General features: G+C 48.5%; 19 protein-coding genes and 3 pseudogenes. 16 read left to right on the forward strand and 6 right to left on the reverse strand.

All coding sequences use genetic code 11. The features are described 5' to 3' along the window. Nucleotides 1–23: 23 nt before the first annotated feature. From GW590_RS01560 to GW590_RS01630, 16 genes and pseudogenes are all read left to right on the forward strand, one after another. Nucleotides 24–1,586, forward strand: coding sequence for a colicin E3/pyocin S6 family cytotoxin (locus GW590_RS01560; RefSeq protein ID WP_169401262.1), 1,563 nt, complete (start codon nucleotides 24–26; stop codon nucleotides 1,584–1,586). After that, nucleotides 1,583–1,837 carry a pyocin S6 family toxin immunity protein gene (locus GW590_RS01565; protein ID WP_169401263.1) on the forward strand — a complete coding sequence of 85 codons (255 nt, stop codon included), beginning with the start codon at nucleotides 1,583–1,585 and terminating at the stop codon, nucleotides 1,835–1,837. The genes GW590_RS01560 and GW590_RS01565 overlap by 4 nt, the downstream gene beginning before the upstream one ends. A 453-nt stretch (nucleotides 1,838–2,290) precedes the next feature. Next, nucleotides 2,291–2,428 (forward strand): annotated as a pseudogene (locus tag GW590_RS01570) (lipoprotein); the annotation flags it as partial. A 152-nt stretch (nucleotides 2,429–2,580) separates the two neighbouring features. Then, nucleotides 2,581–2,715 (forward strand): transposase, encoded by a 135-nt coding sequence (locus GW590_RS24585; protein ID WP_408014904.1) that lies wholly within the window; start codon nucleotides 2,581–2,583, stop codon nucleotides 2,713–2,715. Next, nucleotides 2,682–3,076 (forward strand): annotated as a pseudogene (locus tag GW590_RS01575) (IS3 family transposase); the annotation flags it as partial. The gene GW590_RS24585 and the pseudogene GW590_RS01575, both read left to right, overlap by 34 nt. Nucleotides 3,077–3,649: 573 nt before the next feature. After that, the gene (locus GW590_RS01580; protein ID WP_169401264.1) at nucleotides 3,650–3,952 is read left to right on the forward strand and encodes a hypothetical protein; all 303 of its coding nucleotides are present in this window, start codon (nucleotides 3,650–3,652) and stop codon (nucleotides 3,950–3,952) included. 3 nt (nucleotides 3,953–3,955) lie between these two features. Then, nucleotides 3,956–5,647, forward strand: a complete 1,692-nt coding sequence (locus tag GW590_RS01585; RefSeq protein ID WP_169401265.1) for an S-type pyocin domain-containing protein — start codon at nucleotides 3,956–3,958, stop codon at nucleotides 5,645–5,647. A gap of 1 nt (nucleotide 5,648) precedes the next feature. After that, nucleotides 5,649–5,894 carry a bacteriocin immunity protein gene (locus GW590_RS01590; protein WP_211186583.1) on the forward strand — a complete coding sequence of 82 codons (246 nt, stop codon included), beginning with the start codon at nucleotides 5,649–5,651 and terminating at the stop codon, nucleotides 5,892–5,894. 158 nt (nucleotides 5,895–6,052) lie between these two features. Continuing rightward, nucleotides 6,053–6,661, forward strand: a complete 609-nt coding sequence (locus GW590_RS01595; RefSeq protein ID WP_169401266.1) for an IS3 family transposase — start codon at nucleotides 6,053–6,055, stop codon at nucleotides 6,659–6,661. A 149-nt stretch (nucleotides 6,662–6,810) separates the two neighbouring features. After that, nucleotides 6,811–7,278 carry a DUF6392 family protein gene (locus GW590_RS01600; RefSeq protein WP_169401267.1) on the forward strand — a complete coding sequence of 156 codons (468 nt, stop codon included), beginning with the start codon at nucleotides 6,811–6,813 and terminating at the stop codon, nucleotides 7,276–7,278. A 600-nt stretch (nucleotides 7,279–7,878) separates the two neighbouring features. Beyond that, on the forward strand, nucleotides 7,879–8,127 hold the full coding sequence (locus GW590_RS01605) for a colicin E3-like toxin immunity protein (RefSeq protein ID WP_169401268.1): 249 nt from the start codon (nucleotides 7,879–7,881) through the stop codon (nucleotides 8,125–8,127). Between the two features lie 179 nt (nucleotides 8,128–8,306). Continuing rightward, nucleotides 8,307–8,450 (forward strand): annotated as a pseudogene (locus tag GW590_RS24245) (colicin E3/pyocin S6 family cytotoxin); the annotation flags it as partial. Between the two features lie 7 nt (nucleotides 8,451–8,457). After that, on the forward strand, nucleotides 8,458–8,703 hold the full coding sequence (locus GW590_RS01615; protein WP_169401269.1) for a colicin E3-like toxin immunity protein: 246 nt from the start codon (nucleotides 8,458–8,460) through the stop codon (nucleotides 8,701–8,703). Between the two features lie 409 nt (nucleotides 8,704–9,112). Continuing rightward, nucleotides 9,113–9,580 (forward strand): DUF6392 family protein, encoded by a 468-nt coding sequence (locus tag GW590_RS01620; RefSeq protein ID WP_169401270.1) that lies wholly within the window; start codon nucleotides 9,113–9,115, stop codon nucleotides 9,578–9,580. 666 nt (nucleotides 9,581–10,246) lie between these two features. Further along, nucleotides 10,247–10,714: a DUF6392 family protein gene (locus GW590_RS01625; protein ID WP_169401271.1), complete on the forward strand. Its 468-nt coding sequence runs from the start codon at nucleotides 10,247–10,249 to the stop codon at nucleotides 10,712–10,714. 526 nt (nucleotides 10,715–11,240) lie between these two features. Next, a complete protein-coding gene (locus GW590_RS01630; protein ID WP_169401272.1) occupies nucleotides 11,241–11,498 on the forward strand; it encodes a bacteriocin immunity protein in 258 nt (85 codons plus the stop codon). Nucleotides 11,499–11,579: 81 nt separating this feature from the next. Here GW590_RS01630 and nifJ read toward each other — a convergent pair whose 3' ends face one another. The 6 genes from nifJ to frmR form a co-directional block, all read right to left on the reverse strand. Beyond that, a complete protein-coding gene (gene nifJ / locus GW590_RS01635; protein WP_169401273.1) occupies nucleotides 11,580–15,092 on the reverse strand; it encodes a pyruvate:ferredoxin (flavodoxin) oxidoreductase in 3,513 nt (1,170 codons plus the stop codon). Nucleotides 15,093–15,477: 385 nt separating this feature from the next. Continuing rightward, complete coding sequence (locus GW590_RS01640; protein WP_169401274.1) at nucleotides 15,478–16,083, reverse strand: alpha/beta hydrolase; 606 nt, start codon at nucleotides 16,081–16,083, stop codon at nucleotides 15,478–15,480. Between the two features lie 11 nt (nucleotides 16,084–16,094). Further along, nucleotides 16,095–17,054 carry a glutathione S-transferase family protein gene (locus tag GW590_RS01645; RefSeq protein WP_169401275.1) on the reverse strand — a complete coding sequence of 320 codons (960 nt, stop codon included), beginning with the start codon at nucleotides 17,052–17,054 and terminating at the stop codon, nucleotides 16,095–16,097. Between the two features lie 136 nt (nucleotides 17,055–17,190). Beyond that, nucleotides 17,191–18,102, reverse strand: coding sequence for a LysR family transcriptional regulator (locus tag GW590_RS01650; RefSeq protein WP_169401276.1), 912 nt, complete (start codon nucleotides 18,100–18,102; stop codon nucleotides 17,191–17,193). A 77-nt stretch (nucleotides 18,103–18,179) separates the two neighbouring features. Continuing rightward, nucleotides 18,180–19,289: an S-(hydroxymethyl)glutathione dehydrogenase/class III alcohol dehydrogenase gene (locus GW590_RS01655; protein WP_169401277.1), complete on the reverse strand. Its 1,110-nt coding sequence runs from the start codon at nucleotides 19,287–19,289 to the stop codon at nucleotides 18,180–18,182. A 27-nt stretch (nucleotides 19,290–19,316) separates the two neighbouring features. Beyond that, complete coding sequence (gene frmR, locus GW590_RS01660; protein WP_169401278.1) at nucleotides 19,317–19,592, reverse strand: formaldehyde-responsive transcriptional repressor FrmR; 276 nt, start codon at nucleotides 19,590–19,592, stop codon at nucleotides 19,317–19,319. Nucleotides 19,593–19,613: the final 21 nt, after the last annotated feature.

Below are 19,613 nucleotides of genomic sequence, written 5' to 3' on the forward strand. Positions count from 1 at the left end.
TACCCGTGCCGGAGAATTCACTGATGGCAGCGAGGGGATTCTATTTGCGGGTAGGAGACGCCACAACCTGCGGAGGGAAAATACTGACCGGCGATGAAACGCTAAGCTGGTATGGTGTGGCGGGAGCACGGGAAGATGACGCCGTATCGTGCGGTAAGCATCGGGGAACGTATAAAATTGTGGGCGGCACATCTGACACATGGGATGAGGGGCGCAGACTGGCGGGAACGCTGGACAGTGTAAGCTCCTGCCCGTGCCGAGCCCGGTTTATACCCTCTATCCCAGATTGCTATATCAGGGATGATACACCCGAAGAACTGGCAGAAAAGGCGCGCCTGCTTGCTTTTGCCACACGGCGGGAAAAGGAAAAAAAGCAGGAAGCAGAAGAAAAACGACTGGCAGAAGAGCGGGATCGCAACCGTGTCTTTGCCAAATCCTGCCTTCGTGGTGAGGGCTGTAATGATGCCGGGGAACAGCCGGAACCGCATACCAATTTTGCACCTATGGCATTTTATCAGGCGGTTCCTCCCACGGATCCGCTATCAGATAATGATGTCCCCCAACATGCCCAGGCTGCCAAGACAAAGAAACCTGTAGAAGCTATCCCAAAGCCAAAGAAGCGAAGCGCCCTGCATAAATGGTGGTTCGGTAATCATGAGGAAACGGAATACCAGCGGGCAACAGCCGCAGCCACCAGTGCTGCTAACGCGCAGATGGCTGTCGAAGGAGCCAGTGTCCTTGGTCTGATTGGTGGAAGTGCCATTACATCGGGAACCTGGGCGGCAAGTCGCGCAGCAAGACTCGGCGCGATTGCGACCAGCGGTCCCGGCGCACCTATAGCCGCATTAGTGATCGGGATGATGCCCGGCAGGCTGAATGACGGTGAACAGGATTTTATTGACCGTATGCGTCTGGAGCAGATGCGTGAAGCACCAAGCCGGGTGCGCTATACATGGGAAAGCGACAGCAACGGTGATCTGGTTCCTCATGGCTGGCATACGCCACCCGGTAAAGATATGGTGCGTGTGCGCAAAATGGCGTGGGACAGCAGCCGAAAAGCGTATACGTTCACCACAGAGGAAGATCCGCGTATAACGATCATCTGGACACCAGACAGTTCAGGTGTCAATGTTCCTGCAAATACAGGCAACCAGAACCCGGTAAGGATACCGAACCCGGTAGTTGTTGATCCGCTGCAGGAAAATACCAGCATTGAGGCAACCACCAGTCCGGCACTGGAAGAGAAGAATTTTGCGGATTATATTCTTGTTCTGCCAATATCCGATATTCCGCCGATCTATATTTATCTGAATGCTGAACATAAATATCATGTGGCTCCAAAGGGAAATCCTCCATTACCTGCCTTCCCAGATGCTAAAACAGCTAAGAAAAGAACCCCGGTTAAGGGCGGAGGATCATTGCGTTCAAGATGGAAAGATCCTAAAGGGCGTATCTATGAATGGGATTCACAACACGGTACGGTCGAAATTTATGATCGTTCAGGGCGCAATCATTTAGGCGAATTTGACCCAATAACAGGTGAGCAAACTAAACCAGCAGATCCGACAAGAAAGGTAGAAAAATGACAATTGTTTATACTATTGATGCTTTCGAACGTGTGGATGAACTACTCGTCTTCGAAATCGATATACCAAAAGAAAAACTCCCGGAAATAGCTAAAGTCATGGTTTGGACGGATGAAGATTATGGTGACTTTACTGCAGGGATCGGTGGATGGGATCTTACCAGCCAACAGGTCAAGGCAATTGAGAAAATCTTGGATAAAAACTTTTTCCAAGAAGACTTGGATTTTCAAATATCAGGTGGGGAAATCTGAAATAGGGTTATCCTCGCTTTGAAGCGCGTTTTCAATTATCTACCCAACGTAAGCAGCACAACACGCCTTGAGTGCTGCTTCGTTCCTTATCCCTTCGAATATCCAGCCAAAGCCCCCCAACTGTGGCGTTCCATCGCTGACCACCACCATCAATCAATTGATATAAAAGAGCGATAATTTATTATTGATAGTTTTAGGCGATTAAAATCGGTTGATTGATCGTTATTTTAATTGTTTAAATCGATCAATATTATTTATTTAATAGTCTATGACTATCATTTGTTTTTTATCGATCGATTTAAATGATATGACGAACATCAAAAATAATTCAATTCTATCAATTGGTTAAACAGACTGCTTCTGGATCGGGTGTGATTAGGCTAAGAATAGGATCTCTTTTGCTTTCATTCCTGCCATGAACAGTCAGTTCGTTAACATTGATGGGATATGAAGATGAAAAAAATCTTACTTATGGCAGGTGCTGCGTTGGCTCTGGCTGGATGTGGTGAAAAAGGCGACTTTGAAAAAGCGATCAGCGCGAAGATTAGTCAATCAAAAACCTGTTTCTCATTGCGAAACAACGATGTCACATTGATCTTACCCACCAATAGTGGACACGGCCCTAAGTGAGTAAACTCTTAACCCAGAGGTGACTCATGACTAAACCATCAGCAACGAAAAATAAGCCCCGCAAACAACACACGCCCGCCTTTCGTGACTAAGCGCTTAAGCTCGCTCAACGTATTGGCGTAGCCGCAGCCGCGCGTGAACTCGGGCTCTACGAATCGCAACTTTATACTTGGCGTAGCAAGCAACAGCAGGGCTTGTCCGTATCCGAACGTGAGCCGTCATCGGCTGGTCAATGTCACCACGAATGACGGCGCAACTGGCCTGCGATGCGCTACTGATGGCGCTATGGCGGCGAAAGCGTTCGGAAAATGTCATTGTTCATACTGACAGGGCAGCCAGTACTGTTCAGCGGATTACCAGGCATTACTGAAGCGGCACTGCCTGCACGGCAGCATGAGCGCAAAAGGCTGTTGTTACGACAATGCCTGTGCGGAAAGCTTCTTCCACACGCTGAAAGTGGAATGTATCCACGGAGAATGCTTTGCCAGCCGGGAAATAATGCGGGCGACGGCGTTTAATTATATCGAGTGTGATTACAATCGGTGGCGTCGCCACAGTGCCTGTGGCGGTCTCAGCCCGGAACAGTTTGAAAACCAGAACCTCACTTAGGGCTGTGTCCACATTACGCGGGTAGGATCAGAGAGCGTTGACGCAGTTTGCAGGGGGTAGAAAAAAATCGCTAAACCCAAAATGCGAAAAACCCGCCATAAGCAGGTTATTATGAATAATGGTGCCAGACTCGGAATCGACCTTTCCATATTATATACTTTATCTTCAAAAAACATTTTCGCCTTACTTTAAATTCTCCTATTTGTAATGGTTTGCCGACTATCAAAACAGGAGATTTATTTTTATATTTATGCCCATAAATAAATCAGTAATATATTTTTTGTTTTTGCCAAGTAACTTAATTAACCATATCAGATATTGTGTATTTATTTGGTGTTTTTATTTAAAAAAAAGCCGTTATTTATAATCTACAGGCATCCAGTGTTTTTGATAAAAATAAATAATATAAGGTATCTATATAGATTAATAAGAAGAGTGAGAATAGCAGCGAAATAATATGAAGTAAAGGCTATGACATTTTTGAAATCACATACTAATAAAGTGCTTTTAAGTCAAATTGCAGATCGGTTAGTATTGCATCAACTAAACCGTATAAATGACAAGGACAAGGGAATGGATCGTCAATACAACAATGGACTGCCCTCGGAACTGCTGACAACACTAAATCAATCCTCGTTTACAACGGAAGAACTGGCAGAGATAGATGATGAAGTGCGTGCACTGGTTACAGAACAGGAAACATCCCGTCGCCAGCATCCGATTATTGCTATTTACCGACCGGCTGTAGCAGGGTGTCTGACCCGGAATGATGGCACGGGTGATGAAGTTATCAGCACCCCACAGGGAAGCAGTACAATGATCGTCCGGGAAGGTGTGCCGCAGCCGGATGATTTTCTGGTTATCCCCGGAGTGTAACCAATGGGATATCGCACAGAGAATTATGGACGCGGACAGGCTTTTGAAAATGATAAAACAACGACCGGGGCAAGATGTATTGCCTCCATCGATGACAGCGAGTTTGATCGTCGTATAGTCCGGGTGGGAGATATGACCACACCTTGTCCGAAATGCGGGGAACGGGGACGGATTATTAATGGCGAATCGCGGGTTGAGTTCTTCGGAAAAGCTGTGGCAATGGACCGCTCTGAAGTCAGTTGTGGCTGTCCTCACGGCACAAATCGTGTCATAGCCCCGGCTGGCCAATGGATGGGAAAAGGCAGAGATCCCGTAGAGGTTGCAAGGGAAGAACATGTAGCCAGAGTAGTTGCAGAGCGAGAAGCAGAGGAAAAACGACGGGCAGATGAGCGAGAACAAAACCGGGTCTTTGCCAAATCCTGCCTTCGTGGTGAGGGCTGTAATGATGCCGGGGAAGAGCGAGAGCCTCACACCAATTTTGCTTCAATGGCCTTTTATCAGGCCGTTCCACCTGCCGATCCGGCATCAGATACTGATGTTCCACAACACGCCCAGACCGCCAAGAAAAAAAATCCTGTAGACGATATACCGAAACCGAAAAAGCGAAGTGCCCTGTATAAATGGCTAAACGGTAATCACGAGGAAATGGATTATCAGGCAGCAACAGCCGCCGCCACGAGTGCTGCCAACGCCCAGATGGCTGTAGAAGGAGCCAGTGTTCTTGGTCTGATTGGTGGAAGTGCCATTACCTCAGGAACGTGGGCGGTAAAACTTGGTGAGATGGCGAGCGGCCTCGGAAGGATTGCAGCCAGCGGCCCCGGTGCTCCTATAGCAGCAGTTGTGATGGGGATGATGCCCGGAAGGCTCAATGACGGTGAGCAGGATTTCATTGACCGGATGCGTCTGGAACAGATGCGTGAAGCCCCAAGCCGTGTGCGTTATACATGGGAACAAGATGCTAAAGGTAACCCGGTTCCTCATGGCTGGCATACACCGCCGGGTCAGGATATGGTGCGTGTGCGCAAAATGGCGTGGGACAGCAGCCGAAAAGCGTATACGTTCACCACAGAGGAAGATCCCCGTATAACGATCATCTGGACACCAGACAGTTCAGGTGTCAATGTTCCTTCAAATACAGGCAACCAGAACCCGGTAAGGATACCAAATCCGGTTGTTGTTGATCCGCTGCCGGAAAATACCAGTATTGAGGCTACAACCACTCCGGCACCGGAAGAGAAGAATTTTGCGGATTATATTCTTATTCTGCCATTGCCGAATATTCCACCTATTTATGTTTATCTTCGAAACAATCCCGGACAGGTCACTGGGAATGGCCAGAAAGTTAGTGGAATATGGCTGTCGGATGCTAACACAGATAATGGTTCTCCGGTTCCAAGCCAGATAGCAGATAAGCTACGAGGAAGAACATTTAGTAACTTTGACCAGTTCCGTGAGGCATTTTGGTCGGAGGTTTCAAAAGCCCCCGACTTATCACGACAATTCATCCCTAATAATATAAATCGTATGAAGAACGGTAGAGCGCCTCGTTCAAGATTCATTGATACAGTAGGGAAAAGAAGATCTTTTGAGATTCACCATATCAAACTTATAAGCCAAGGTGGTGAAGTTTATAATGTTGATAATATGGCTATAACAACCCCCAAAAGGCATATAGATATTCATAGAGGTAAGTAATTTGAGAACTATTAGTGATTACTCAAAGAGAGATTTCATTGCATTGATTGCAGAGATCATTAGTGATGCAGGTTCAGAAGCACATCAGGATGAGCTTTTGGAGCGTTTCATCGAGTTGTCAGAACATCCAGCAGGATCGGATTTGATTTATTATCCAGAACCGGGTGAGCAACCTACGCCAGAAGCAATAGCAGAAAAGATCCAACAATGGCGTCAGGCTAATGGTAAGCCGGGGTTTAAGTTTTAGTCTCCCAACAATGTGAATAGATTTCTTCTAGACGAAGAATGTAAAACTGCATTGTCTTTCAGGATGATGGCTCGCTGTGCGAACCATCACCTTGATCTTACCCAGCATGAGTGGACACGCGACTAAGTGAGTAAACTCTCAACCAGAGGTGACTACTCATGACAAAACCAGCATCAACCAGCAAAACGGCCCGTAAACAGTACACACCCGAATTCCGCAATAAAGCCCTGAAACTCGCTGAACGCATCGGTGTTGCTGCCGTCGCCCGTGAACTCAGTCTGTATGAATCGCAACTCTATGCCTGGCGCAGCAAGCTTCGCACGGATGAGGGCTGGCTGTATCTGGCGGTGGTGATTGACCTGTGGTCTCGTGCCGTTATTGGCTGGTCGATGTCCTCACGAATGACAGCGAAACTGGCCTGCGATGCATTACAGATGGCGCTCTGGCGGCGTAAACGGCCGGAAAACGTTATTGTTCATACTGACCGTGGCAGCCAGTACTGTTCAGCGGATTACCAGGCATTACTGAAGCGGCACTGCCTGCACGGCAGCATGAGCGCAAAAGGCTGTTGTTACGACAATGCCTGTGCGGAAAGCTTCTTCCACACGCTGAAAGTGGAATGTATCCACGGAGAATGCTTTGCCAGCCGGGAAATAATGCGGGCGACGGCGTTTAATTATATCGAGTGTGATTACAATCGGTGGCGTCGCCACAGTGCCTGTGGCGGTCTCAGCCCGGAACAGTTTGAAAACCAGAACCTCACTTAGGGCTGTGTCCACATTACGCGGGTAGGATCACTTGACCGCAATCTGGATGCTATTAAACCCGCTTTAAAAGAGCATGGGGCAACAGAAAGCCAGATAGAAGCTGCAAGGTCGAACATGCATAAACTAAACAGTGAGATGGGGTTATATAAATGACGGTGAATATTGATGCTTTAATAAGCTGTTTAGGAAGAACATATCAGGAGCTTATTGATAATGAATTGATCACTTACAAAAGCCCTCCTACAGGCTCATCTGGAGATCCTGATCTAAGTCTTGATATGGCAAAAGAAGGTCTTTTCTTGTCCTTCAAGCGGGATGGTCGGATATTGCAGGCTATCGTCGTAAAAATCCAGAATGATAAGGCTAAAAACTGGATATTTCCAAATAAATTACCAGAGCCATTGCAGGGAAGCATGTCGAGGGAATGGGTTCATGAAAATATAGGTGTGCCATTAAGAAGTAGTCCTCCAAAGGTAGTTATGAGGCGAGCTTTTGGCTGGACAGATCTTTATGAAGCCCAAAACCGATCAATACCTACAATGATGCAGATAAGCTATGACACAGCAGATCAAGTCAGGTATGTGACATTTCTCCCAACTTCAGATCTTCGTTGGTAGTTTTCATTCTTCTAATAAAAGCAGCACGACATATCGGTAGTGCTGCTTCATTTCTAATTCTCTCCTACATCCAGCCAACGCACACCAACTGCGGCGAACCGTCACTCATAAACGCCACCAATCAATTGATACAAAAGATCGATAATGGCTTATTGATAGTTTTTGAGCGATTGATTCTTTGAGATTGAACGTTGATCGATTTATGAATTGAGATAGTCATGACCCATCATGATGTTTTTTTCGAACGGTACAAACGATATGACTTCCCTGAAAAATAAATGAATTCTAGCAGGTGATTACAGGGTAGCTTCGGATATTCCCTCCAACTGTGCAACAGCCGCGACGGACATGTTGTAAGGGGGCAGCAGGTTTGCCAGAGTTGCAGCCTTACGCTCCGGTGAAATACGTTTCATTTGTCACTCCATCGCCCGCAGGTATCATTTTCAGAGGGGGTGACAACTATTCTGACAGTGAGGGACCTCGCATAACCATCATCTGGACACCAGACAGTTCTGGTGTCAATGTTCCTTCGAATACAGGTAAGCAGTTAAAACCTGCGGTCAAAGGTCGAAATATTAAAAGATATCTGTGAGGTGGATAATGGGGCTGAAAATAACATTAGAATGGTTTGATAAAGCAGATAGAATTTTAATCAATAAAGAAGATTCTGCAGATCTCGGACAAGATGGGAGTTTAATTAAAAAATTTAATTTACCCTTTGATGGAAGAATATATGATGGTGGATTTGATGTGTTAGAATTGTGGAGGGAAGATTTGCAACCACTATTTTTCCATCATCTTGATTTTGATAAATATGACTATCAGTTAGTATTTAAGCTAAGTGAATAAACTAATTTGCATTTTCCAAACTAAGTTTCAGCGATCGGTCGTTGTTTAGTAGCAGCACACTATTTTTGTGTGCAAACCACCAGTTGAGTTTTTGGAGGTTTAACGTTACAGCGATTTTGTTAGACACCCACGTCAAGGGCGACGGTTGACTGCGTTCAAGATAGACTGATTCTAAAGGGCGCGTCTATGAATGGGATTCACAGCATGATGAACTTGAAACATATCGTCCAAGCGACGGTAAGCATCTTAGGTCGGTAGATCATAAAACTGGTGAACAATTGAAGCCTGCTGTAAAAGGCCGAAATATTAAACGTTATTTATGAGGGCAATATGTCTTATAAAATGAGATTGCAGTGGTTTAATAAGCAAACCTCTGAAGGGGAAGGGAAGGAATTTTCGGCTATTCTAGATAACAGTGTCTATTTTTTAGATAAACTGGGTCTTTCTGATGAGTCAGAGATCTATGATGGCGGTTATGATGTGAAAGTGGAATGGTTGCAATATATACAACCGTATTTTCAGCATCAACTAAATTTGCAGCGATATGATTATCAGCTAGCTTTTCGACCTATTTGATTGAATTATTGCTCTATCAGTTGTGATAGAGCATATTCTTAATTTTAAATAATCACCCATTAATATACTTCTTCGTTCCTTTATCTTCTTATTTTTGTTCACGAATAATTGTATAAGGCGTTTCATTTGTCACTCCATCGCCCGCATATATCATTTTCAGAGGGGTGACAACTATTCTGACACTGAGGGCTGTCATAGTTCCTGTGGAAGTTCATCGGAAAATTAGTGCGACTTATGGGAGGCGTAATCAGACACAAAAGGAGCATGATTCCTATGACCTTCGAACAGCAGCAGATAAAGATTTTGATATTGAAACACCAGCATTAAAAGAGCATAGTGCGGCAGACATATAGCTAAAAGAAGCGAGAGCTAAAATACATAAGATTAATAATAAACTGGGGTTATACAAATGACAGTAAATGTAGAGAATTTAATTCGCTGCTTGGGACAAACTTATGAAAACATACTTGAGGCAGGAATTCTTCCATACAGAACAAAACCGACAGGTGCTCCGGGATCCCCTAATTTAGGTTTGGAAATGGCAAGGGAAGGTATTTTTTTGTCATTCAAACGCACAGGTAGAATTCTCAAAAGCATTACACTAAGACTCCAGCATGAACCGATTAAAAATTGGGTTTTCCCGAATGAACTTCCATCGCCTTTGCAAAAACATATGACCCGTCAATGGGTACATGATACTTTGGGTGAACCAGATAAGTCGGTTCCCCCGAAAACCGTAATGAAAATGACTATGGGATGGGTTGATAGGTTTGCTGTTGAGGATTTTCATATCCCAATAACAATGCAAATTCGTTACGACGTGCAAGATAAAGTCGAAGCCGTAACTTTTCTCCCAACTTCAGCCCTTCGTTGGTAGCTTTCATTCTTATTATTAAAGCAGCACGACATATCGGTAGTGCTGCTTCATTCCTTATCCCTGCGAACATCCAGCCAACGCACACCAACTGCGGCGAACCGTCACTCATAAACGCCACCAATCAATTGATACAAAAGATCGATAATGGCTTATTGATAGTTTTTGGGCGATTGATTCTTTGAGATTGATCGTTGATCGATTTATGAATTGAGGTAGTCATGACCCATCATGATGTTTTTTTCGAACGGTACAAACGATATGACGCCCCTGAAAAATAAATGAATTCTAGCTGGTGATTACAGGGTAGCTTCGGATATTCCCTCCATCTGTGCAATAGCCGCGACAGTCATGTTGTCAGGGGGCAGCAGTAAAAGAGTATTATCGAAACTTAGATCCATTATTGGACAGAGATGATATTAATGATTTAGCAAATGAGGTGGCGGCAATTATTGTTCCAATAGATGTTCACCGAAAAATTAGCGAAACCTATGGGCGTAGGAATAGTTAAGCTCAGATTAAACTAGATATTTCTAATTTATGGGCAGCAGTGGACAGAAACCTTGATACAATAAAACCAGCATTGAAAGAGCATGGTGCTACAGAAGCACAAATAGAAGCTGCAAGGGTTAAAATGCATAAAATTAATTCATCAGTAGGATTGTATAAATGACAATAAATATTGAGGCATTGATCCGTTGCTTAGGCCAAACGTATCACGAAATGGTTGATCAGGACATTATACCGTATAAAACGAAACCTGCTGGCGAATATGGAGATCCGGACCTTAATCTTGATATGGTCAAAGAGGGAGTGTTTCTTTCTTTCAAACGAGATGGAATGATTCTTCAGGAAATAACGTTACGAATTCAGCGGGATGGTATAAAAGGGTGGATTTTCCCTAATGATTTACCGACACCACTCAAAGCAGAAATGTCACGACAGTGGATGCATGATACCTTCGGGGAACCAGATAAAGCGGCTCCTCCACGTAAGGTCGCAAACAAATCCTTTGGATGGACTGAACGTTATGCCATAGAGGATTTTCATATGCCTATAGCAATACAAGTCAGTTACGATCTGGACGAAATGGTAAAAAAAATAACTTTTCTCCCAACTTCAGCCCTTCGTTGGTAGCTTTCATTCTTCTCATTAAAGCAGCACGACATATCGGTAGTGCTGCTTCATTCCTTATCCCTGCGAACATCCAGCAAAAGCACACCAACTATGGTGATCCATCTCTCACCACCATTATCAATCAATTGATACAAAAGATCGATAATGGCTTATTGATAGTTTTTGGGCGATTGATTCTTTGAGATTGAACGTTGATCGATTTATGAATTGAGATAGTCATGACCCATCATGATGTTTTTTTCGAACGGTACAAACGATATGACTTCCCTGAAAAATAAATGAATTCTAGCTGGTGATTACAGGGTAGCTTCGGATATTTCCTCCAGCTGTGCAACAGCCGCGACGGTCATGTTGTAAGGGGGCAGCAGGTTTGCCAGAGTTGCAGCCTTACGCTTCGGTGAAATACATTTCATTTGTCACTCCATCGCCCGCAGGTATCATTTTCAGAGGGGGTGATAACTATTCTGACACTGAGGGATACCTAAGCGGCATATTGATATCCATTCAACAAGACAGGGGAAATCATATGAATGAGAAAAAAACATTATCTGATTATACTGAGAGCGAATTTTTAGATTTAGTGCGTAAAATATACAGAGCAGAGGGGCCAACCGAAGAGGACGATAATCGGCTGGTCAGGGAGTTTAGACGCCTTGCTGAACATCCATCAGGTTCTGACCTCATTTTCTATCCAGATGACGGGAGAGATGATAGTCCTGAAGGTATTGTTCATGAAGTAAAAGAATGGCGTCAAGCGAATGGTAAGCCAGGGTTTAAGGATTAAGTTGCATAAAGGATGGAGTGAACCATAAAAAAAGTCTTGCCACCTGACGATAGCAAGACCCCGTTCTAACCTTCGACCCGCTTAAGAGGAGGCAAGTTTTTTATAGCCCTCCAGCCGCTCTTTGGCATCCTGCTCAGTCTTTTTAAACAGTGATTCGGCAAACTGCGGATACTGTTTTTTTAACGATGAGTAGCGCACTTCACCGGCAAGGAACTCCTGAAAATCCTCTTCCGGTTCGTCCGAATCGAGGATAAAGGGATTTTTCCCCGCATCTTTAAGCTGTGGATGATAGCGATAGTTGGCCCAATAACCCGCTTCTACCGCGCGTTTGGCCTCGCGCTGGCTGCAGCCCATGCCAATGCGTAGGCCATGGTTGATACAGGCAGCATAGGCAATAATCAATGAAGGTCCGGGATAGGCCTCCGCTTCGGCAATCGCCCGCAATGTCTGGTTTCTATCAGCCCCCATCGCCACCTGGGCAACATAGACATAGCCGTAACTCATGGCCATCATGCCGAGATCTTTCTTGCGGGTCTTTTTACCGTTGGCGGCAAATTGCGCAATGGCCGCCGCAGGGGTGGATTTCGACGATTGCCCACCGGTGTTGGAATAGACTTCGGTATCAAAAACCAGCACGTTGACATCATTACCGGAGGCCAGCACATGATCCAGACCGCCAAAGCCAATATCGTAGGCCCAGCCATCGCCGCCAAAGATCCAGTGGGATCGTTTCGCCAGATAGTCGCGGTTGGCATAGATGGCATCCAATAGCGGCGCTTCGCCCGGTGTTAGTGTGGTCAGCAGTGCCAGCAACGTATCGGCCCTTTCCCGCGTGCCTTCGCCAAGATCTTTATATTGCAGCCAGTCGCTCAAGGCGGCGCTCAGTTCTTCAGTAAGCGGTGTTGCCAGCGCCGCCTTGACCTGGGTGGCCAGGGTGTCGCGCAGGGCATCGACGCCAAGCATCATCCCAAGGCCAAACTCGGCATTGTCTTCAAATAACGAGTTGGCCCAGGTCGGACCTTGCCCTTTATGGTTGGTGGTATAAGGGATCGACGGTGCGCTGGCCCCCCAGATAGATGAACAGCCCGTGGCATTGGCAATCATCATGCGGTCGCCAAACAATTGCGTCACCAGCTTGGCATAAGGAGTTTCGCCACAGCCGCCGCAGGCACCGGAGAACTCCAGCAAAGGCTGTTCAAACTGACTGCCTTTGACGGTAAATTTATTCATTGGGTTGGCTTTTGGTGTCAGCGCCAGCGCATGTTCCCAGAGATCGATCTGCAACTGTTGTGATTCCAGCGGCTCCATCGCCAGCGCCTTGCCTTTTACCGGACAGACATCGGCGCAGTTGCCGCAGCCGGAACAATCCAGCGGAGAAATGGCGATCCGATAGTAGGCACCTTTTGCCCCGGAAGCCGCTTTGGCATCAAACCCAATAGGGGCATTTTGCAGCTCCTGTTCGCTAAGCAATACCGGGCGAATGGCCGCATGGGGGCAAATAAAGGCGCACTGGTTGCACTGGGTGCATTTATCCATTTGCCATACCGGCACATTGATTGCCACCCCGCGTTTTTCATACGCCGAAGTACCGGAGGGGAAACTGCCGTCTTCTATGCCGTTAAACATACTGACCGGCAGTAAATCCCCTTCCTGGCGGTTCATCGGGATCAGGATATCCTTGATAAAGGCAGGGACAGTTTTTGGCGCTGTGACCAGCTCCTCCCCCAGCTTCCAGGCGGCAGGAATGGTCACCGCCACCACCGAGGTCATCCCCTTATCCACCGCCAGGTTGTTCATATCGATAATTTTTTGCCCTTTATTACCGTAGGCGCTGACAATGCCCTGCTTCAGATATTCGCTGGCAATCTCCGGCGGGATAATATCCGCCAGCTTAAAGAACGCCGCCTGCATAATCATATTAAAGCGGCCACCGAGACCAAGCTGCTGGGCAATGCCTACCGCATTAACAATATAAAAACGGATATGGTTATCGGCAATATAGCGTTTCATGGCGGTCGGCAGTTGGTCGTCCAATTCGGCGACGTCCCAGCTACAGTTCAGCAGAAAGATGCCGTTGGGTTTCAGACCGGCGAGCAGGTGATACTTGCTGACATAAGATTGCTGCGAGCAGGAGATAAAGTCGGCCTGATGGATCAAATAAGGCGACGTGATCGGATGGTCACCAAAGCGCAGATGCGACATGGTCACACCACCGGATTTTTTTGAATCATAGGCGAAGTAGGCCTGGGCAAACATTGCCGTTTTATCGCCGATAATCTTGATGGCGCTTTTATTGGCCCCGACGGTGCCGTCCGAACCCAGCCCCCAGAATTTGCAGGCGGTAATGCCCGGCGATGAGATATCAATATCTTTGCCGGGAGCCGGGAGCGAACGAAAGGTGACATCATCGACAATACCGACGGTAAAACCATCTTTCGGTCGCTCGGCGGCCAGGTTCTGGTAGATGGAGATAATATGCGCCGGCAGAATATCTTTACCGCCGAGGGCATAGCGGCCACCGACGATCACCGGTCGCCAGTCACTGTTGTAAAAGGCGCTTTTAACGTCGAGATAGAGCGGTTCCGCCAGCGACCCCGGCTCTTTGGTACGATCGAGCACGGCGATGTTATTGACGCTTTTCGGAATATATTTAAAGAAATACTTCAGTGAAAAAGGTCGATACAGATGGACGGTCAACACCCCGACCTTTTCCCCCGCCGCATTCAGGTAGTCCACCGTTTCCTGAATTGTCTCGCATACCGAGCCCATGGCAATAATCAGCCGGTCGGCATCCGGGGCACCATAATAGTTGAACAGATGATATTCCCGGCCGGTAAGCTGGCTAATCTGCGCCATATAGGCCTCAACCACTTCCGGCAGGGCATCGTAAAATTTGTTGGAGGCTTCGCGCTCCTGAAAATAGATATCCGGATTTTGTGCCGTTCCCCGGACTACCGGGTGGTCGGGATGCTGGGCATTTTGCCGAAAACGCGTCACCGCTTCCCAGTCCAGCAGTGCGCCCAATTCCGCATAATCGAGCACTTCGATTTTTTGAATTTCGTGGGAAGTACGGAAACCGTCAAAGAAGTTAATAAAGGGAATGCGTCCCTTGATCGCCGCCAAATGGGCGACGGCAGCCAGATCCATCACTTGCTGGACGCTGCTTTCCGCCAGCATGGCACAGCCGGTTTGCCGCACGGCCATCACATCCTGATGATCGCCAAAAATATTCAGCGAGTTGGTGGCCAACGCCCGGGCGCTGACATGAAAAACCGCCGGTAGCAGTTCACCGGCAATTTTATACATATTGGGGGTCATCAATAACAGCCCCTGGGACGCAGTGTAAGTGGTCGCCAGAGCCCCCGCCTGCAAGGCACCGTGGATGGCCCCCGCAGCACCGGATTCGGATTGCATCTCGATAATTTTTACGCTCTGACCAAACAGGTTCTTTTTCCCCTGCGCGGCCCATTCGTCAACGCTCTCCGCCATGGGCGTCGAGGGGGTAATGGGATAGATGGCAGTAACGTCCGTGAAGGCATAGGACACATAGGCTGCGGCCGTATTGCCGTCCATGGTTTTCATTTTTCTGGGCATGAATCACTCTCCGGTTTGCAATGAAGAGATGCGCAGAAGAGTTGGCAGGTAATAGCAGTGAGTCACGACGCCAGAAGACTAACTTTGTGCTATTTCACTCCCCCACCCTTCTTATCCTTCACAGTCTGTTTTATTGGTCTGAAACTCAACGTTGCTCAACGCATGGTTGCAGGATCCAAGCACAGGGCATGCCAGCCGGCTTTGTATTGAATAATGTTATGAAAAATAAGTGATTAATAAAAATAAGAGAGGCAACAGGCGGTTTTTATGGCGCGGATAATTGAATGTTTCGGCACATCTTTGTTGGCAACTTGTCAGTACGTTGACATTGCCGACAGGGTCAGTAAGCGCTCTCCGGTAGCCCGGAGAGCGTCAACAGTGATGATCAGGCAGAGAGTGCCCGGGCAATAAATTTGGCCGCCGCGTTGGCTCCGTCAGCGGTGATGGTGTGGGGCGTGCCCTCTTCAAGGGAGAGAGTGACATCAAAACCCAGTGCCTTGATTTTCTGCGCGGCAGATTCGCTTTCTGTCCAGGAAATCACCGCATCCTGTTTACCATGAACCAGCAATACTCGCGCCCCTGGCTGTGGCGTATAAGGTGCTACCGACGCCAACCGACCAGAAAATGCCACCACGGCAGCCAGCGGATAACGCCCGGTCACTAACGCATCCAGTGCCATAATAGATCCCTGCGAAAAACCGGCCAGGACCAGGCTATCGTTTTGCGGATCGAAGGCATGTTCGCTGAGGATCCCGGCGATCACACGATCAAACTCCGCCCGGGCAGCGACAATACGCTGCGCGCGATTCTGCTCGGTGACGCCCATTACACTAAACCACTGATAGCCCGGCCCCTGGTCAAAACGCTGCGGCGCATTGGGGGTAACAAACAACGCATCCGGCAGGGTGGTGGCCCAGAGTCTGGCGAGGGGTTGTAGGTCATTTCCCTGGCTGCCGACGCCGTGCAGCAAAATAACAATTTGTTTAGTCACAGTTATCTTCCTTAGAGTCCGTAGTGGCTTAAATCCGGGCCAGCCGGGACGATCATATTAGGATTAAGCGCTTTGATGGAGTAATAGCCCTGCTTGATATGGTCAATATTTACCGTCTCGCGCACACCAGGCAGATCCAAAACGCGTTTCACATAGCGATGCAAATGCGGGTACTCGCGCAACTGGCGCTGATTGCATTTAAAGATGCCGTAATAGGCGGCATCAAAACGGATCAGCGTGACAAACAGGCGAATATCCGCTTCGGTGAAATTGTCGCCGCACAGGAAATGGCGTTTATCACTGAGGCGTTGCTCAAGCTGCGCCAGCATGGCAAAAACCTCATGATAGGCCTCCAGGTAGCTTTCCTGAGTGGTGGCAAACCCGGTGCGGTAGACGCCATTATTCAGCCGCGGATAAATTTCACTGTTTAGCTGGTCAATTTCCTGGCGTAGTTCTGGCGGATAAAGGTCAAACAACGGCGAAGCCAGATCGCCAAAGCCGCTATTAAGCATACGCACAATATCCGCCGATTCATTATTGACGATGGTGCGCGTTTTTTTATCCCACAGCACCGGCACCGTAGCCCGCCCAGTATAAGTGCTGTCGGCATGGGTATAGAGCTGATGAACCCATTCAAAATCATTTAATGCATCGCGGGTGGCCCCCGGATAATCGCCAAAGTGCCAGCCTTCATCCAGCAACCAGGGCTCGACCACCGACACGCTGATGGTCTGCTCCAGGCCTTTGAGTTTGCGGGCGATCAGGGTGCGCGAGGCCCACGGGCAAATCAACGCAACATAGAGATGATAGCGGTCTGCCTCGGCGGCAAATCCGCCGTCGCCGGTGATCCCGGGTTTGCCGTCCGGGGTCACCCAGTGGCGAAAACTTGATGTCTGGCGAACAAAGCCGCCTTTTTCATCGGTGGCCTGCACCGGGTGCCACTCCGCGGTCCATTTACCCTCTACCAGCATGCTATTTCCTCACTGTTGGTTAACGCCTGTTTACCCTTATCGCCCGGACTACAGCGGATAAGAAGCAAGATACTTTATTTCCATACAGATGATTATCCTGCCAAAACAGCTATGTTTATTTCCATTTTGGAACGAATCACCAGCCCTGATCCCAGGCAGGTTGACCGGATAAGGCTTCCACCAGAAAATCGATCAGCGTGCGGGATTTTCGCGCCAGATGTTTGGCTGGGGGATATAAAGCAAACAGACCCAGTGGCGGCACTTCGTATTGGGTTAATAGCGGGATCACCTGTTGGCTGCGCAGCCGATCGCCAGCCACAAAGGTGGGGACGCGGGTGATGCCCAAGCCGGCACAAGCGGCTTGCAGGCAAACGTCGGCGTTGGAAAACTTCAGCCGTGCACCAATCGGTAGCTCCTGGATATGCTGACTGGCGTCCAGAAAGGGCCAGCGAAAAGCGTCACGAAAATTGGTATCAACAATGCAATCATGGCGTGACAGCTGCTGCCAGGTTTCCGGCACTCCCCGCTGCTCAAGATAGTCCGGCGAGGCCACAATAATCACCCTGATAGCACAGAGTTTTCTGGCAATCAGACTGCTGTCGGCCAGTGCACCAATGCGCAGCGCCAGATCATAACCCTCATCGACCACATTCACCTGTCGGTCGCTAAAATTGACGTCCAGCTCGATATGGGGAAAGCGTTGCGCAAAAGCGATCAGATGGTGGCTAAGCTGGGTGGTACCAAAAGTGACCGGCACGGTAATGCGTATTTTGCCAGCCGGAGATTCCGAAGCGTTACGCACCGAATCATTGAGCGCGTCGTACTCTTCCAACAGCAGTTTGATTCTGTCGTAGTAGGCGACAGCAACATCGGTAGGGGCCATGGCCCGGGTACTGCGTTTAAACAGCTGGATCCCCAGGTCATGTTCCAGCCGGGTGATCAGTTTCGAAGCCTGACCGTGGCTGGTACCCAGCCGCTGGGCGGCGGCGGCAAAACTGCCGGTTTCCATTACAGCAACAAACATGCGGCTACTATCAAGTTTTTCCATAATGCTCTGATTGGCAAGAGAAGAAGAAACTCAGTCCGGGCATGCAACATGGCGGCAGCACGCCCGGCATAGAACGCTTAGTAATGAATAACGGTACGAATGGATTTGCCTTCATGCATCAGATCAAAGGCATCGTTGATATCATCCAGCCCCATGGTATGGGTGACAAAAGGTTCCAGTTCGATTTTTCCTGTCATGGCATCTTCCACCATGCCCGGCAACTGGCTGCGGCCTTTCACGCCACCGAAAGCCGAACCTTTCCACTGACGTCCGGTCACCAGTTGGAACGGACGGGTAGAGATCTCTTTGCCAGCACCGGCAACGCCAATAATAATCGACTGGCCCCAGCCACGGTGTGAGCATTCCAGCGCGGCGCGCATCACATCGACGTTACCAATACATTCAAAGGAGTGATCGACACCCCAGCCGGTCATACCGATGATCACTTCCTGGATCGGCTTGTCATAATCTTTCGGGTTCAGGCATTCGGTCGCGCCAAATTTTTTCGCCAGTTCAAACTTCGCCGGATTGGTATCAATGGCGATAATACGTCCGGCTTTCGCCTGGCGTGCACCCTGCAGCGCGGCCAGCCCGATGCCACCGAGGCCGAAAATCGCCACCGAATCACCCGGCTGAACTTTTGCCGTATTATGCACCGCACCAATACCGGTGGTCACACCGCAGCCGAGCAGGCAGACATGCTCATGATTGGCTTCAGGATTAATTTTCGCCAGTGACACTTCGGCCACCACGGTATATTCACTGAATGTCGAGCAGCCCATATAGTGGTAGATAGGCTGGCCATTATAGGAGAAACGGGTGGTGCCATCCGGCATCAAACCTTTACCCTGAGTCGCGCGCACGGCAACACATAGGTTGGTTTTACCGGATTTACAGAACAGGCACTCGCCACATTCTGCGGTATATAGCGGGATAACATGATCGCCAGCTTTGACGCTGGTGACGCCTTCGCCCACTTCGACCACTACGCCCGCCCCTTCGTGACCCAGCACTGCCGGGAATACGCCTTCAGGATCGTCACCAGACAGGGTAAAGGCATCAGTATGGCAGACGCCGGTATGAGTGATTTTAACCAGCACTTCGCCTTTGCGAGGTGGCTCTACATCAATTTCGACAATTTCAAGGGGTTTGCCGGGACCGAATGCAACAGCTGCACGTGATTTCATGGGTGTTCCTCGTGTTGGGATCAGCAATTAACGGAGATAGGTTCGGATCAGAGAGACGGCATCGTCAATAGATGCCGCTCTGGACTGCGTCGAGGAGTCGGCGTTCATCAGCTCCTCGCGCAAATGACTTTCAAGGATGCCTGCCATCAGTCCATTGACCGCCCCGCGGATCGCCGCGACCTGCTGCAGCACCGGGCTACAGTCATCCCCACGTTCAAGCGCCAGTTCCAGTGCTTCAATCTGCCCGCGAACGCGCTTGACGCGGGCCAGGACTTTTTTCTTTTCTTCTGGTGAATGTGGCATAAGTCAGCATCTCCTTGGTAG

This window comes from Rouxiella aceris, from assembly GCF_012933545.1.
Lineage (GTDB): Bacteria > Pseudomonadota > Gammaproteobacteria > Enterobacterales > Enterobacteriaceae > Rouxiella > Rouxiella aceris.